The organism is Rhodococcus sp. SGAir0479, assembly GCF_005484805.1.
GTDB lineage: Bacteria > Actinomycetota > Actinomycetes > Mycobacteriales > Mycobacteriaceae > Prescottella.
Genome location: NZ_CP039432.1, coordinates 3,225,045 through 3,239,804, shown reverse-complemented (window position 1 = coordinate 3,239,804; position 14,760 = coordinate 3,225,045). Strand labels below are relative to the sequence as shown.

The following is a 14,760-nucleotide window of genomic DNA, read 5'->3' as shown; positions in this document are numbered from 1 at the left end:
CGCGGGGCGTCAGTCCGCGCGCGGGGCGGCGGTGTCGCGGGGCCGCAGGCCGTGGAGGGCGAGCCCGCAGAACACCACGACCGACAGCAGCGCGACACCGGCGGCGCGGTCGAAGGTGACGGGGCTGTCGAGCGCGTGCGGGTTCGACGCCATCGGGATGTTCGACAGCGGCTCGTACGCCCCCATGTAGGTGACGACGACGGTCGTGGAACCCACCACCGTCGTGAACACCAGCGACAGCAGCGGCACGACGAGCCCCAGCCCGGCGAGGGCGCCGCTGTCGGGCAGCGTCGAGCCGAGCGCGAGTCCCACGCCGCCGCCTAGGACCGCGAGGACGACCAGGAACCATGCCCGGCTGCCGGGCGTCGGATCGATCACGGCGGCGAGCGGCACCACCGCGAGAACGGCGAGGCCGACCACGGGCATCGGGCGCCACCGGCCGGCGGCGAGGCCCACCGCCACCGCCAGCACCCCGGCCGCGACCGACAGCCACGGCGCGACCCGCACGCCGTCCTGGGCGAGCACCGTCGCGACGAACGGTGCGGACGCCGCCACCGCCGTCGCCGCCAGCAGGAACGGGCTCGCCAGGCGGCGCGCCCAGAACTCCGTGAGCGCGACGATCACCACGAGGCACAGCCCGATGACGACCCACCGCTGCAGCGAGGCGCCGGTCCGGCCGTCGATCCAGCCGCCGAGCAGCCGGTGCGCGAGCGCCAGTGTCACGACGGCCAGGAGCACCGCCCGCACCTCGGTGGTGTCGGCCCGGGCCGGCGCGTCGGCGTCGAGGATCGCGCCCGCCGCTGTGAGGACGAGCGCGGGGATCAGGACCCACCAGAACGGTTCGCCGAGCGCCGACGTGCTGGGCGTCCACCCGGCGTGCGCGGTGTGCGCGACCACGAACGTCGACGCGACAGCGCCGGTGAGGAGCAGTCGGGCCGGCGGTCGGGACCACGCGGCCGCGACCGCCGCCCCCAGCAGGACGCCGGCGGCCAGGCACTTGGCGTAGTGGAGCAGCGTCAGCTGATCGAGGTCGCTCACCCCGGACACCGTCAGGCGCGCCGCGATCAGCACCACCGTCGCGGCCGCCGCGGCGATCCAGGCCGGCCGTACCGACGACGCCCGCTGCAGCCCGGCGTAGGCGAGGACCGCCAGGACGCATCCCACCGCGACGCCTGTCGGGACCGTGCTGTTCCAGTCGCCGAGCTGGCGTCCGGACGCCGAGAACATCGGATCGCGCTGGGTCCGGCCGAGGAGGACGAACGTGGCCGCCGCGCCGGCGAACAGTGCGGCGGCGGCGGACAGGGACGCGCGGACGGTCGAAGTCACCGCACGGACGCTACCCGGCGCCGGGACGTGTGCAGCGAACGTTCGAGCCGGAACTGCCGTGAGCCGAAGGGGTGGTCGGCGCCCGCGGGCGTGCCACGATGGACGTCCCACTCCGCGACGCGAGGACTGCACATGACTGCGATCACCCAGAAGGCTGTCGACCTGCTGGCACTGCACCAGCCGGGGAACCCCGTAATTCTCCCGACGGTGTGGGACGCCTGGTCCGCCGACCTCGCCGCCGAGGCCGGATTCGCGGCCCTGACGGTCGGAAGCCACCCGGTCGCCGATTCGGTGGGCCGGCCCGACAACGAGGGCATGACGTTCACGGAGCTCACGACGCGCGTCGCGCAGATCACCGCGGCGGTGGACCTGCCGGTCTCCGTCGACATCGAGGCGGGCTACGGCCTGCAGCCGCAGCAGCTGATCGACGGCCTGGTCGAGGTGGGCGCGGTGGGCCTCAACATCGAGGACACCGTGCACAGCGAGGGCGGCCGGCTGCGCGAGGCGCAGGAACACGCGGACTTCGTCGGCGGCCTGCGCAGTGCCGCGGACGCGGTGGGCGTGCACGTGGTGGTCAACGCGCGCACCGACCTGTTTCTGAAGCAGGTCGGTGACGAGGCGGATCGCGTCGAGCGGGCCATCGCCCGGCTCACCCTGGCCGCCGAGGCCGGGGCCGACGTGCTGTACCCGGTCGGGTTCCACAGCGACGACGTGTACCGGCAGCTCACGTCGGCACTACCGTTGCCCGTCAATGCAATCGCCGACCCGGTGCGCGGCGGCAAGGCCGACTTCGCGGCCCTCGGTGTCGGCCGGGTCAGCTTCGGTCCGCTGCTGCAGGCAGCCCTGGCTGTGCGGGCGAACGAACTCCTCGCCCGCTGGCAGTAGGACGGCGGCGCCCGTCAGCGGTTCTCGGCGTACGCCTTCAGGTGCGCCACCTGGTCGGGATCGAGGGACGGGCGGACCTTCTCGCGTGCGGCGGCGACGTCGGCGGCGGTGACGTCGGCGGCGTCGACGCTGCGCCGCATCGCCGCGAGTGCTGCCTCGCGCAGCAGCGCCGAGCAGTCCGCGGCGGAGTAGCCGTCGAGGTCCGCGGCCAACGCATCCAGGTCGATGTCGTCCGCGAGCGGCACCGACTTGCCCGACGTCCGCAGGATCTCCCGGCGGGCGTCCGCGTCCGGCGGCGGCACGAACACCAGCCGCTCGAGCCGGCCGGGGCGCAGCAGCGCGGGGTCGATCAGGTCCGGGCGGTTGGTGGCCCCCAGTACGACGACGTCCCGCAGCGGCTCGACGCCGTCGAGTTCGGTGAGGAGTGCGGCCACGACACGGTCGGACACCCCCGAGTCCGAACTCTGGCCGCGGCGCGGGGCGAGCGCGTCCACCTCGTCGAGGAAGATCAGCGACGGCGCCGAGTCCCGGGCGCGCTGGAACAACTCGCGCACCGCCTTCTCGGAGGCGCCCACCCACTTGTCCATCAGCTCGGCGCCCTTGACGGCGTGCACGCTGAGCTGGCCCGAACTGGCCAGGGCACGAACGAGATACGTCTTGCCGCACCCGGGTGGCCCGTACAGCAGGACGCCGCGCGGCGGGTCCACGCCGAGGCGGGCGAACGAGTCCGGGTGCTGCAGCGGCCACAGCACTGCCTCGGTGAGAGCCTGCTTGGTCTCGACCATGTCACCGACGTCGTCGAGTGTGACGCTGCCGATCGCGAGTTCCTCGGTGCCCGAACGTGACAGCGGACGGATCACCTCGAGCGCGCCGACGAGGTCGTCCTGGGTGAGCTGCGGCTCGGCCTTGGCGCCGCTGGCGCGCGACGCCGCCCGCAGTGCCGCCTCCCGGCACAGTGCCGCCAGATCGGCGACGACGAATCCCGGTGTTCGCGAGGCGATTGCGGACAGGTCGAGGTCTGCGGTGGGAACCTTGCGGAGCAGCAGTTCCAGCAGCTGTCGGCGTCCGGCACCGTCGGGCAGCGACAGCGACAGTTCGCGGTCGCACAGGTCCTGGGCCCGCAGCCGGTCGTCGAGCTCCTCGGGATGGGCGGTGGTCGCGACGAACGCGACCGACTCGGTGTCGACGGCGCGGCGCAGCTGGTCGAGGATGAGCGTCGACACCGGTTCGCGGACGGCCGGCAGCAGCGCGTCGACATCCGTGACCAGCAGCACCCCACCGGAGCGGACGGCGTCCACGGCCGCGGTGACCCGTTCCAGTCGGGACTGTGCCTCGGACGCACCGACACCCGGGCCGTCGAGTTCGACCACCCGCCGCTGCGCGAGCACCGACCGTGCCAGCATCGACTTGCCCACGCCGGCCGGCCCGGTGATCAGCACGCCGAGATGCGGTGAGGCGCCGAGCTTCTGCAGCAGCTCCGGCTCGTCGAGTGCCAGCGTCAGCCACTCCGACAGCTTGGCGGCCTGGGTCTGCGAGCCCACCAGATCATCGACGGGCACCACCTCGCCGGTGCTGGGCTCGGTGACGGTCGGCGCGGCGGTGCTCACGGGCGCCGGCGTGGTCGGGGCCACCCCGGCCCCCCAACTCACTGCCGAGTTCGGTTGCACGCTCACCGGTCCGCCCACCGGGTCCACGCCGGTGACGGTCAACAGTTCGGACGTCCACGTGACGCCGAAGGTCCGCGACAGTGCCTGCGTCGCCGACGCGGTGCTGGTGCCCGGCCCCAGATCGCGGGGCAGCAGCGACACCGCGTCGCCCACGGTGAGTACCTTGCCCAGCAGCGCCTGGCGCAGGGTGGTGGCCGAGATGGACTGCTGCGCCATGGCCGAGCCGCTCACCGTGACCGTCCGCGCGCCGTACACCGTGACGGGGGCGACCACCACGGTCGCGTTCTCGCGCAGGCCGGCGTTCGAGAGCGTGACGTCGTCGAGCAGCGCCGTCCCGGTGGGGGTTCCGGTGGGCGCGATGCCCGCGACCGCGGCCGTCCGGCGGGCCCCGACGAGTGAGATGGCGTCCCACTCGCGCAGTCCGAGCGCCGCGAGCACCTCGGGGTGCAGGCGTACGACGCCGCGTCGGGCATCGGCGGCGGAGGTGTTGAGCCGGACCGTGAGCGTCAGTTCGGGTGATGGCACGCGGTCCAGCCTAGTGAAGTCCCCCGCGCCGCCCCCGACCCCGCGGAGGAGTCAGCCGCGCGGACGGCGCAGGCCCAGGCGGGCGGCGGAGGAGCGGCGGTTGCCGTTGGGGGAGCGGCGGATGGCGCGGCGCTCGGCGGGCTTGAAGTCCCAGGTCTCGGGGCGGGCGGCCACCCAGCGCTGCGACCGGATCGCGAACGGGATGTGCACGAGGTAGATGCCGACCAGCACCATCAGCAGCAGGTACGGGTACGTGACGAGGGCGGCCGCGGCGAGCGCGACCAGCACCAGCAGCGCCGCGGCCATGCGGCCGGGCACCGAGATGGACTTCATCGCGAGCGTGGGGATGCGGCTGACGATGAGGGCCGCCGAGCACAGGGTCCACACGGTGACGACCCCGATGGACGACCACCAGCCCTCGCCCCACTGGATGTAGGCCGCGAGCGGTGTGAGGGCCACCAGCGCGCCGGCCGGCGCGGGCACACCGACGAAGAAGTCCTTGGTGTAGGCGGGCACGGTGTCGTCGTCGAGCAGGGTGTTGAACCGGGCCAGGCGCAGCACGATGCTCACCGCGAACAGCAGCGCGACGATCCAGCCGAAGTTGCTGCCGTCGAGCAGCGTCACGTACAGCACCAGCGCGGGTGCGACACCGAACGAGATGGCGTCGGCGAGCGAGTCGAGTTCGGCGCCGAGCTTGCTGGTGGCGTCGAGCATGCGCGCGATCCGGCCGTCGAGGGAGTCGAGGACGGCGGCCGCGCCGATCATGGCGAGCGCGGTGCCCAGTTCGCCGTCGAGCGCGAACTTGACGGCCGACAGCCCGGCGCACAACGCGAGGATCGTGATCATGCTCGGGAGTAATCGGACGGCGTTGCGTCCGTTGGGGCGCGGTGGTCTCACGACAGCTGGGCGAGGACGGTCTCGGCGCCCACGGTGCGCTGGCCGCGCTCGACGAGGAGCGTGGTGCCGGCGGGGAAGTAGGTGTCGACCCGCGACCCGAAGCGGATGAGTCCGTACGTGTCGCCGATGGTGAGGGCGTCGCCTTCCTTCGCGTCGCACACGATGCGGCGGGCGAGCAGCCCGGCGATCTGCACGACGGCCACCCGCCGGCCGTCGCCGGTCTCGATGAGCATGCTGTTGCGCTCGTTGACCTCGCTGGCGTCGGCCAGGTCGGCGGACAGGAACTGTCCGGGCTGGTGCACGACCTTCTTCACCACACCGCCGACGGGGACGCGCTGGACGTGCACGTCGAGCACGGACAGGAAGATGCTCACCCGCGGCAGCGGCTGGTCGCCCAGCCCCAGCTCGGCGGGCGGCACCGCGGTGTCGACCAGCGCGATCTCACCGTCGGCGGGTGCGACGACGACGCCCGGACGGTTGGGCGGCACCCGGTGCGGGTGCCGGAAGAACGTCGCGCACGCGGCGGCGGACGCGAGCCCGCTGCGGCGCACCCACTTGCGGTTGCGTCCCACCGCGGCGACCGCGAGCGGTGCCAGCACGAACGGCAGTCCGGCCGGGTGCAGCGGGGGGACGGCAGCCTTGACGAGGCCGATGACGTGGCCGACGCCGGTGGGCTGGGGGCTGCCAGGGGGTGTCGGTCGACGTGCCACGAGCTCCTCTTACCTGTTCGGGTCTGACGGCGACGGGCGCCGCGCGTGCTGACCCAGGTTACGTGACCGCCCCGAACCGGGGGGTCGCCGTGTGCTAGCGGGACCCGACGGCCAGCGCCTCGGCCTCCTTCTTGATGCGGCCCAGCGTCGCGTTCATCCCCTCGACCATGTCGGCCTCGAACGCGTCGGACCCGCCCAGCACGGTCTTGATGAGGAACTGCGACACCCGCGTGGTGCCGGTGGGGGCCTCGCGGCGTTCGACGACGCGCGTGCCGGTGGCGGTGGGCTCGAGCGTGTAGGTCCAGATGGTGTGGTTCTCGTTGATGCGGAACGCGATGGCCTTGTTCGGCTCGAACCGCACGACCTTCGACGTGGTGGGCCACACCAGCAGGCCCTTGCGGTTGAGGTTGACGGTCCTGGTGCCCTCGCGCACCTCACCGGAGACCCGCATCTTGCGGCACTGCGGGCTCCACTCGCCCATGCGCTTCAGGTCGGACACGATCGTCCACACGTCCTGCGGGGTGGCGGCGATCTCGATGCTGGCTTCCAGGGTGTTCGTCACGGTCGGCTCTCCGGTTTCGGGTTAGGTGGTACAGGAGGTCACGCGTACTCCGCCGATCGTAGCGTCCGTTGTGCACCAGGTCACTCCTCCCGGGTGCCCGCGAGCGGTCGGCGCGGACCGGTCGCGCTCGTTACGCTCGACGTCATGGGCCGAGTCGAGGGCGTTCTGTTCGACATCGACGGGGTGTTGGTCACCTCGTGGCAACCCGTGCCGGGCGCGGTGGAGGCGCTCGCCGAGCTGCGCCGTCGCGGCGGGGTGCGCGCGTTCCTGACCAACACCACCTCCCGGACGTGCGAGGAGATCGCGTCGGTGCTGGGTGACGCCGGTTTCGACGTGCGGGCCGAGGAGATCGTGACGGCGGTGCGGCTCACCACCGAGTACCTGCGGTCCACGTATCCGGGCGCCAGGGTGATGCTGCTCAACCACGGCGACGTCCGCGCCGACATGCCCGACATCGAGTTCGACGACACCGACCCGGAAGTGGTCGTCATCGGCGGGGCCGGCCCGGAGTTCACGCACGACGCGCTCAGCCGCGTGCTGGACCTGATGGTGGCCGGGGTGCCCGTGGTCTCGATGCATCGCGCACTGATGTGGTCGGACGCCGACGGGCTGCGGTTGGACGCCGGTGCCTACCTGCCCGGCCTCGAGGACGCGTCGGGGTCGCGGATCGTCTCGGTGGGCAAGCCGTCGCTCGCGGGCTTCCTCACCGCGGCCGAGTTGATGGGGGTGGATCCGGCGGCGACCGTGATGGTCGGTGACGACTTCCTCAGCGACGTGTTGCCGGCGCAGCGGGTCGGGATGACCGGGGTGCTGGTGCGGACCGGGAAGTTCCGGCAGCCGATCCTCGATCTGGCGGTGGACCGCCCCGATCACCTCGTCGATTCGGTGGCGGACCTGCCGCGGCTGCTGGCCGACCTCGGGTGACGCGCCCACCGGGTCGGCTCGCTGCCGAAATCCCGGGTATGCGCATCTCGACCGGGTAGGGTCGCGGTCACTTCCCTGCTGCTCTTCCCTGTTCGCGAAGGAGTCCGAATGTCGACCTTTTCCCGTCTGCGTGCAATCTCAAGCCTGGGACGGAAGGTGACGCGGACGGCGATCGTCGCGGCGGCGGGAATCGGTGTGGCAGCAGGCGTTTCGCTGGTCGGCGCCGGGACGGCCGCGGCCGCTCCGGTGATGTGCCAGTCGCCGGCCCTGCCCAACGACGTGCAGGTGTCCGACTTCGCCAGCTGCGGTGCGCAGGCGTTCGAGCAGGGTGTGGCCCGCTCGGCCGCGATGGACAGCGGCACGGCGGTGTCGGTGGCGCAGGGCTACGGCTCGTCGAACAGCCTCGCGACCGGGTTCGGCACGGCGCTCAGCGCCGCCCGCGGCAACGGCCAGTCGCTGGCGCTCGCGCTCGGCGGCGGCATCGCGCACTCGTGGGCCGACGACGGCTACGCGACGTTCGCGGTTGCCGGCTGGGGTTCGGGCGCCACCGCGACGCAGGGCGGCGTGGACTGCGTCGGACCGCTGTCGTTCGCGTGGAATCTGAAGACCGGCCAGACCTGCCTCGGCTAGTAACGGCCGGGTGCCCGTTCGCCGTCGGCGAGACCTCTTCGTGAACGTTGCACTCGCCACTCGCGAGTGCTAAAAAGGCACTTGGCACTCGCGACACGTGAGTGCCAGGTCGGGACGGTGAGACCGGGAACCTAGACACCCCTGGTCGTCCGTCGCGGGCACCGAGCCTGGCCGGAAGCGTAAATGGGGCGATCCGACGAGCGATCGCCTCCGTGTGTCACCCCCAATCCGGAGGATCACTTCGCAATGGCCAAGATCATCGCGTTCGACGAAGAGGCACGTCGCGGCCTCGAGCGTGGCCTGAACAGCCTCGCCGACGCCGTCAAGGTGACGCTGGGACCCAAGGGTCGCAACGTCGTGCTCGAGAAGAAGTGGGGCGCTCCCACGATCACCAACGATGGTGTGTCCATCGCCAAGGAGATCGAGCTCGAGGACCCCTACGAGAAGATCGGCGCCGAGCTGGTCAAGGAGGTCGCCAAGAAGACCGACGACGTCGCTGGTGACGGCACCACGACGGCTACGGTCCTGGCTCAGGCGCTCGTCCGCGAGGGCCTGCGCAACGTCGCTGCCGGCGCCAACCCGCTGGGTCTGAAGCGCGGCATCGAGAAGGCCGTCGAGGCCGTCACCGCCAAGCTGCTCGACACCGCCAAGGAGGTCGAGACCAAGGAGCAGATCGCTGCCACCGCGGGCATCTCGGCCGGCGACTCCACCATCGGTGAGCTCATCGCCGAGGCCATGGACAAGGTCGGCAAGGAAGGCGTCATCACCGTCGAGGAGTCCAACTCCTTCGGCCTGCAGCTCGAGCTCACCGAGGGTATGCGCTTCGACAAGGGCTACATCTCGCTGTACTTCGCGACCGACGCCGAGCGTCAGGAAGCGGTCCTCGAGGATCCGTACATCCTGCTCGTCAGCTCCAAGATCTCGACGGTCAAGGACCTGCTGCCGCTGCTGGAGAAGGTCATCCAGGCCGGCAAGCCGCTGCTGATCATCGCCGAGGACGTCGAGGGCGAGGCCCTGTCGACCCTGGTCGTCAACAAGATCCGTGGCACCTTCAAGTCCGTCGCCGTCAAGGCTCCGGGCTTCGGTGACCGCCGCAAGGCGCAGCTCGCCGACATCGCCATCCTCACCGGTGGCGAGGTCATCAGCGAGGAGGTCGGCCTGTCGCTGGAGACCGCCGGCATCGAGCTGCTGGGCCGCGCCCGCAAGGTCGTCGTCACCAAGGACGAGACCACCATCGTCGAGGGTGCCGGCGACGCCGACGCCATCGCCGGTCGCGTGAACCAGATCCGCGCCGAGATCGAGGCGTCGGATTCGGACTACGACCGTGAGAAGCTGCAGGAGCGCCTGGCCAAGCTGGCCGGTGGCGTCGCCGTCATCAAGGCCGGTGCTGCGACCGAGGTTGAGCTCAAGGAGCGCAAGCACCGCATCGAGGACGCCGTCCGCAACGCCAAGGCCGCGGTCGAGGAGGGCATCGTCGCCGGTGGCGGCGTGGCTCTGCTGCAGTCCTCGCCGGTCCTGGACGACCTGAAGCTCGAGGGCGACGAGGCCACCGGTGCCAACATCGTCAAGGTGGCCCTCGAGGCCCCGCTCAAGCAGATCGCGTTCAACGCCGGCCTCGAGCCCGGCGTCGTCGCGGAGAAGGTTCGCAACCTGCCCGCTGGCAGCGGCCTGAACGCCGCCACCGGTGAGTACGAGGACCTGCTCGCTGCGGGCATCAACGACCCGGTCAAGGTCACCCGCTCGGCGCTGCAGAACGCTGCGTCCATCGCGGCTCTGTTCCTGACCACCGAGGCTGTCGTCGCCGACAAGCCGGAGAAGGCCGCCGCTCCCATGGGCGACCCGACCGGCGGCATGGGCGGCATGGACTTCTGATCTGACGATCGGAAAGCCTGAGCTCAGGTAGCTGGAGAAGCCCGGGACACCGCACGGTGTCCCGGGCTTCTCGCTGTCCCGGGCTTCTCGCTGTCCCGGGCTTCTCGCTGTCGCGGGTCAGTCGGCCGGCATGAGCATCCACGCCGCGAGGTAGATGAGCGCGACGGTGCCGAGCGAGACGAACGCGCCGATGACGGCGGCGACCCGGACGAGGTTGGCGTCGATGCCGAAGTACTCGGCGATGCCGCCGCACACCCCGGCGAGCATGCGCTGCCGGTGGGAACGGACGAACGGGCGGGGCGAGTCGGTGGAGGTCATGGCACCGAGTCTGGTTCCCGCGGGCGCGCGGCACCATCGGGATTCTCCCGGATTCGCACCCTGATCTTTCGTCTCGGGTTCCGGCGCCGGGGACGGCGAATGCGCTGTCCGACAGGCGGGAGCGGGCATAGGCTCGGGGGCGTGGTGGAGACCGTGCCGATCCAGATGCCCGACGGGACGACGACGCCGGTCCGGTTGTTCCCCGGCCCCGAGGGCGCGCCGGTGGTGGTGATCGTTCCCGGCCTGGGCATTCCGGGCGCGTTCTACGACCGGTTCGCCAATTCGGTTGTCGAGCAGGGGTTCTGCGCGGCGACGTGCGAGCTGCGGGGACAGGGGGACAGCCGCCCGCGACCGAGTGCGTCCAGCACGTTCGGCTACCAGGAGCTGGTGGCGGTGGACCTGCCGGCGATGTTCGAGGTGGTGCGCGAGCGGTTCGATTCGAGCACCCCGTTCCTACTGGGGCACAGCATGGGGGGCCAGCTCGGGGTGATGTACGCGGCCCGGGTCCGCGGCCGGTTGGGCGGGCTGATCCTGGTGGCGTCGGGATCGCCGTACTACCGCGGGTTCCCGGGGGTCCGCTCACCGGGCATCCTGTTGGGGTCGGCGGCCATGTCCATCACCGCGAGCGTCGCCGGTTTCTGGCCCGGGGACCGGCTGGACGTCGGGGGATTCGGCCGCCAGTCCCGGGTGCTGATCTCGGACTGGTCGCGATTCGCGCGCAGCGGGCGGATCGAGCCCGCGGGCGCCGACATCGACTACGAGGAGCGCATCGCGCGACTGACGCTGCCGGTGCTGTCGGTGTCCATCGAGGACGACGACCTGGCGCCGCGCAGCGCGTCGGACAACCTGTTGAGCAAACTTTCCGGGGCCGAGGTCACCGCCTGGCACCAACCGGAAGAACTGGGACACAACGGATGGATCCGGACCCCGGACAGCACGGTCGCCCGCATCGCCGAATGGATCCGTGACCACAGCTGAGCTCGCGGTTCGGGCTTTCACCCTGTGTCGATACGCCAATGTGATGCGTACCTGTACTCACGCCGTTATATTGACCGCAGCGCTTCCGTCAGGGGCGTTACCACCACACCGCAATGCAGGGAGTACTCATGGGTTCGACTGAGATCATCTCGTTCCTCGACGCCATCAAGTCGCTGGTGTCCGCGCTGAACAAGCTTTCCGCGGGCAGCACGGGCGGCGGAACCACCGGTTCGCTCGACGCCGGTTCGCTCGGCTCGCTCGGCGGCTAGTCCCTGCCCCAGGCAGCTTCGCGAGGCGGCGCCGGTGCATCTGCACCGGCGCCGCCTTCGTCGTTCCGTCCGCCGGTTGCTAGCGCGCCAACTGCCGCCACAGGAACGTGTAGGTGAGCGCCGACTTGAACGCGGCCTGTGCGTTGTCGGCGGCGCCGCCGTGGCCGCCCTCGATGTTCTCGTAGTAGTGCACGTCGTGTCCCTCCTGCTCCAGCCGGGCCGCCATCTTGCGGGCGTGGCCGGGATGCACGCGGTCGTCGCGGGTGGAGGTCGCGATGAGGATCGGCGGGTACGACGCCGCCGGATCGGTGTTCTGGTACGGCGAGTAGTCGGAGATGAACGCCCAGTCGTCGGGGTTGTCGGGGTCGCCGTACTCGGCCATCCACGACGCGCCCGCCAGCAGCAGGTGGTAGCGCTTCATGTCGAGCAGCGGCACCTGGCACACGATGGCGCCGAACAACTCCGGGTAGTTGGTGAGCATGACGCCCATCAGCAGCCCGCCGTTGCTGCCGCCCTGTGCGCCGAGCTGATCGGGTGTGGTGATGCCGCGGTCGACCAGGTCGCGGGCCACGGCTGCGAAGTCCTCGTAGACCTTGTGCCGGCCGTCGCGGACGGCCTGCGTGTGCCACTGCGGTCCGTACTCGCCGCCGCCGCGAATGTTGGCGACCACGTAGGTGCCGCCGCGTTGCAGCCACGCGGTGCCGTTGATGCCGCTGTAGCCGGGAGTCATCGAGTTCTCGAACCCGCCGTAGCCGTACAGCAGTGTCGGGCCGGCCGGAGCGCCGTCGCGGCGCACCACGAAGTAGGGCACGCGGGTGCCGTCGGCGGACTCCGTGAAGTACTGGGCGACGGCCAGCCCGGTGGTGTCGAAGAACGCCGGTGCCGACTTGAGCGCCTCGGGCGGCCCACCGACGGTGCCGGAGTACAGCGTCGCGGGGGTGAGGTAGCCGCTGGCGTTGAGGAAGAAGTCGTCGCTCTCGCGCGGATCGGTGTCGATGATCTCGGTGGACGTCAGCTCCGGCAGTCCGCCCAGCGGACTTGTCTCCCAGCCGTTCTCGCTCGGGGTGAGCACGTACACGTGGGACTGGACGTCCGAGAGCGTCACCATCAGCAGGTGGTTGCGGGTCCACGAATACTGCTCGAGCGACGTGTGCTCGTCGGGCTCGAACAGCACCGTGAGCTCGCGGACACCGGCGAGGAAGTCGTCGTACCGGGCGGCCAGCAGGGCCCCGGCCGGGTAGGTGGTGTCGCCGACGGTCCACGGGCTGCGGGGACGCACCAGCAGCCACTCCCGGTAGACCGAGACGCGGGCGTCCTCCGGGGTCTCGATTCGCACCAGGGTGTCGTCGCCCCGCAGCTCGAAGCGCTGCGAGGTGTAGAAGTCGATGGCGCGCTCGACGAAGCTGCGCTCGAATCCCGGGGTGCTGTCGTGCCACGCGGAGATCGCGACGTCGGTCTGCTCGCCGTCGAACACCGTGACCGCCTCGGACAGTGGTGTGCCGCGCCGCCACCGCTTGGCCAACCGCGGGTAGCCCGAGTCGGTGAGCGTGCCGTCTCCGAAATCGGTTCCGACGAACACGCTTTCGTAGTCGATCCACCCGATATCGGTCTTGGCCTCCTCGACGCGGAAGCCACCCGCACCATCGGTGAACGTGCGCGACTCGAGGTCGAACTCGCGCACCACCACGGCGTCGGCGCCACCGCGGGAGAGGCTGATCAGCGCGAGATTCTGCTCCGGGCGCAGCACCTGCGCGCCGGACCACACCCAGTTCTCGCCCTCCCGGTCGGCGAGCTCGTCGACGTCGGCGAGAACCTCCCACTCGGGGGTGTCGCGGCGGTACTGGTCCATGGTGGTCCGCCGCCACAGGCCGCGCACGTGGTCGGCGTCGCGCCAGAAGTTGTAGAGATACTTCCCGCGGCGGCGCGCGTAGGGGATACGTGCGTCGGTGTCGAGGATCGAGCGGACGCGCGACTCGAGCTGCTCGAACTCGGCGGTGCCGGCGAACTCGGCGACGGTGGTGGCATTGTGCTCGCGGACCCACGCGAGCGCGTCGTCGCCGGTGACGTCCTCGAGCCACAGGTAGGGATCATCGGACGGTGCGGAGGTGACTGGGTGTTGCGTCATGGGGCCATTGTCGTCGGCCGCGGCCGTGCCGGGGTGACTGGTGCCGGTCGAAATCGGTGGCCAGCACGAAGTCGATGCTCACGGCGGCGTGCAGTTGTTCCCCGAGCCGGTCGGCCGCGGTGCGGGCGGCCGTGATGTCGCGGTACGCGCCCACGGCAACGGACGGGCGGTGGCCGGACAGCGTGTAGTACGTCGCGATCTCGGGAAAATCGCCGAGCCGCTCGTAGGCCGCCGGGTCGACGGGGGCGCCGGTGTCGGACTTGATGCCGAAGACGGCGGTGACGGGGCGGCCGAGTGCCGCGGCGTCGACCCGCGTGGTGAAGCCGCGGATGACGCCGCGATTCCGCAGGACGTGCAGCCGTTTGTGGACCGTGGATTTGGACAGGTTCGCCTGTTTGGCCAACGCGTCGAGGGAGGCCCGCCCGTCCGTCATGAGGATGTCGAGCATGACGCGGTCCGCCTCGCGCTCCACCGGTTCCACGGCGGAGGCGGGGGACCAGGCCATGCGACCGAACCGCGTCTCCAGCACGAAATCGATGTTGACCCGGGCGCACAGGTCGTCGGCGAGACGGCGGGCCGCGACCTCGGCGGCGTCGGGACCCGCGAAGCGGCCGACCGCGATGTGGGGGCGGTCTCCGGACAGGGTGTAGCTCGCGGTGATCTCCGGGACCGCGTACAGCCGCTCGGCAATTCGCAGCGCAGGGGTGTCGGACCGGGGCTTGATGCTGAACAGGGCAGTGGTGGGTTCGCCCAGCGCCCCGGGATCGATCACGGCGAAGTATCCGCGAATGATGCCGCGGTGTTCGAGGGCCGAAATGTGCCGACACACCGTTGATCCCGACATGCCCACCTTGGCTGCCAACGCGGTGAAGGAAACTCGACAGTTCTCCACGAGAGCGTCGACCAGAATGCGATCGACCGGACCCAACGACTCATCGTCAGGTGACGAGATCCCCGAAGCTCTCCCCATGGCGCACAGAGTAATTCATCGGCCTGTGCTGACGGGGCGTTTGACGGAAAACTCGCCGACCGGGTGATACCGGGCCGCCGGTCGGGGGGCGACGACGCCGCG

The 14,760-nt window shown here is 70.9% G+C and carries 14 protein-coding genes; 6 read left to right on the top strand and 8 right to left on the bottom strand.

From position 1 onward, the window contains the following. Positions 1 to 9 precede the first annotated feature (9 nt). A complete protein-coding gene (locus E7742_RS15110) occupies positions 10 to 1,326 on the bottom strand; it encodes a hypothetical protein (protein WP_137799679.1) in 1,317 nt (438 codons plus the stop codon). Between the two features lie 132 nt (positions 1,327 to 1,458). Between E7742_RS15110 and E7742_RS15105 the strand changes: the two genes are divergently transcribed. Continuing rightward, positions 1,459 to 2,211, top strand: a complete 753-nt coding sequence (locus E7742_RS15105) for an isocitrate lyase/PEP mutase family protein (protein ID WP_137799678.1) — start codon at positions 1,459 to 1,461, stop codon at positions 2,209 to 2,211. Between the two features lie 14 nt (positions 2,212 to 2,225). On the opposite strand, the gene E7742_RS15100 is transcribed toward E7742_RS15105, so the two are convergent. The 4 genes from E7742_RS15100 to E7742_RS15085 all read right to left on the bottom strand — a co-directional run bounded on the left by E7742_RS15100 (position 2,226) and on the right by E7742_RS15085 (position 6,572). Next, complete coding sequence (locus E7742_RS15100; RefSeq protein WP_137799677.1) at positions 2,226 to 4,403, bottom strand: AAA family ATPase; 2,178 nt, start codon at positions 4,401 to 4,403, stop codon at positions 2,226 to 2,228. Positions 4,404 to 4,454: 51 nt separating this feature from the next. Beyond that, the gene (locus tag E7742_RS15095; RefSeq protein ID WP_137799676.1) at positions 4,455 to 5,249 is read right to left on the bottom strand and encodes a CDP-alcohol phosphatidyltransferase family protein; all 795 of its coding nucleotides are present in this window, start codon (positions 5,247 to 5,249) and stop codon (positions 4,455 to 4,457) included. Positions 5,250 to 5,296: 47 nt separating this feature from the next. Then, positions 5,297 to 6,010, bottom strand: coding sequence for a phosphatidylserine decarboxylase (locus E7742_RS15090; protein ID WP_137799675.1), 714 nt, complete (start codon positions 6,008 to 6,010; stop codon positions 5,297 to 5,299). Positions 6,011 to 6,104: 94 nt separating this feature from the next. Further along, entirely contained in the window at positions 6,105 to 6,572 is a 468-nt protein-coding gene (locus tag E7742_RS15085; protein ID WP_137799674.1) for an SRPBCC family protein, read from the bottom strand. A gap of 144 nt (positions 6,573 to 6,716) precedes the next feature. Here E7742_RS15085 and E7742_RS15080 point away from each other — a divergent pair, with 144 nt between their 5' ends. From E7742_RS15080 to groL, 3 genes are all read left to right on the top strand, one after another. Continuing rightward, a complete protein-coding gene (locus tag E7742_RS15080; RefSeq protein ID WP_137799673.1) occupies positions 6,717 to 7,496 on the top strand; it encodes an HAD-IIA family hydrolase in 780 nt (259 codons plus the stop codon). 108 nt (positions 7,497 to 7,604) lie between these two features. Next, a complete protein-coding gene (locus E7742_RS15075) occupies positions 7,605 to 8,126 on the top strand; it encodes a DUF6764 family protein (RefSeq protein WP_137799672.1) in 522 nt (173 codons plus the stop codon). A 246-nt stretch (positions 8,127 to 8,372) separates the two neighbouring features. After that, positions 8,373 to 9,998, top strand: a complete 1,626-nt coding sequence (groL, locus tag E7742_RS15070; protein WP_137799671.1) for a chaperonin GroEL — start codon at positions 8,373 to 8,375, stop codon at positions 9,996 to 9,998. A 117-nt stretch (positions 9,999 to 10,115) separates the two neighbouring features. On the opposite strand, the gene E7742_RS15065 is transcribed toward groL, so the two are convergent. Then, positions 10,116 to 10,316 carry a PspC domain-containing protein gene (locus E7742_RS15065; RefSeq protein WP_137799670.1) on the bottom strand — a complete coding sequence of 67 codons (201 nt, stop codon included), beginning with the start codon at positions 10,314 to 10,316 and terminating at the stop codon, positions 10,116 to 10,118. 144 nt (positions 10,317 to 10,460) lie between these two features. Here E7742_RS15065 and E7742_RS15060 point away from each other — a divergent pair, with 144 nt between their 5' ends. Both E7742_RS15060 and E7742_RS23250 read left to right on the top strand, forming a co-directional pair. Then, a complete protein-coding gene (locus E7742_RS15060; protein WP_137801235.1) occupies positions 10,461 to 11,294 on the top strand; it encodes an alpha/beta hydrolase family protein in 834 nt (277 codons plus the stop codon). A gap of 128 nt (positions 11,295 to 11,422) precedes the next feature. Beyond that, positions 11,423 to 11,563: a hypothetical protein gene (locus E7742_RS23250; RefSeq protein ID WP_175420498.1), complete on the top strand. Its 141-nt coding sequence runs from the start codon at positions 11,423 to 11,425 to the stop codon at positions 11,561 to 11,563. A 79-nt stretch (positions 11,564 to 11,642) separates the two neighbouring features. Here the strand turns inward: E7742_RS23250 and E7742_RS15055 are convergent, their stop codons facing one another. Both E7742_RS15055 and E7742_RS15050 read right to left on the bottom strand, forming a co-directional pair. Continuing rightward, entirely contained in the window at positions 11,643 to 13,688 is a 2,046-nt protein-coding gene (locus E7742_RS15055; protein WP_137799669.1) for a prolyl oligopeptidase family serine peptidase, read from the bottom strand. Next, positions 13,651 to 14,658: an Lrp/AsnC family transcriptional regulator gene (locus E7742_RS15050; RefSeq protein WP_137799668.1), complete on the bottom strand. Its 1,008-nt coding sequence runs from the start codon at positions 14,656 to 14,658 to the stop codon at positions 13,651 to 13,653. The genes E7742_RS15055 and E7742_RS15050 overlap by 38 nt, the downstream gene beginning before the upstream one ends. Positions 14,659 to 14,760: the final 102 nt, after the last annotated feature.

Coding starts and splice junctions, on each gene's coding strand:
- E7742_RS15075 (WP_137799672.1), top strand. CDS start 7,605: ATGTCGACCTTTTCCCGTCTGCGTGCAATCTCAAGCCTGGGACGGAAG.
- E7742_RS15065 (WP_137799670.1), bottom strand. CDS start 10,316: ATGACCTCCACCGACTCGCCCCGCCCGTTCGTCCGTTCCCACCGGCAG.
- E7742_RS15080 (WP_137799673.1), top strand. CDS start 6,717: ATGGGCCGAGTCGAGGGCGTTCTGTTCGACATCGACGGGGTGTTGGTC.
- E7742_RS15050 (WP_137799668.1), bottom strand. CDS start 14,658: ATGGGGAGAGCTTCGGGGATCTCGTCACCTGACGATGAGTCGTTGGGT.
- E7742_RS15095 (WP_137799676.1), bottom strand. CDS start 5,249: ATGATCACGATCCTCGCGTTGTGCGCCGGGCTGTCGGCCGTCAAGTTC.
- groL (WP_137799671.1), top strand. CDS start 8,373: ATGGCCAAGATCATCGCGTTCGACGAAGAGGCACGTCGCGGCCTCGAG.
- E7742_RS23250 (WP_175420498.1), top strand. CDS start 11,423: ATGGGTTCGACTGAGATCATCTCGTTCCTCGACGCCATCAAGTCGCTG.
- E7742_RS15105 (WP_137799678.1), top strand. CDS start 1,459: ATGACTGCGATCACCCAGAAGGCTGTCGACCTGCTGGCACTGCACCAG.
- E7742_RS15055 (WP_137799669.1), bottom strand. CDS start 13,688: ATGACGCAACACCCAGTCACCTCCGCACCGTCCGATGATCCCTACCTG.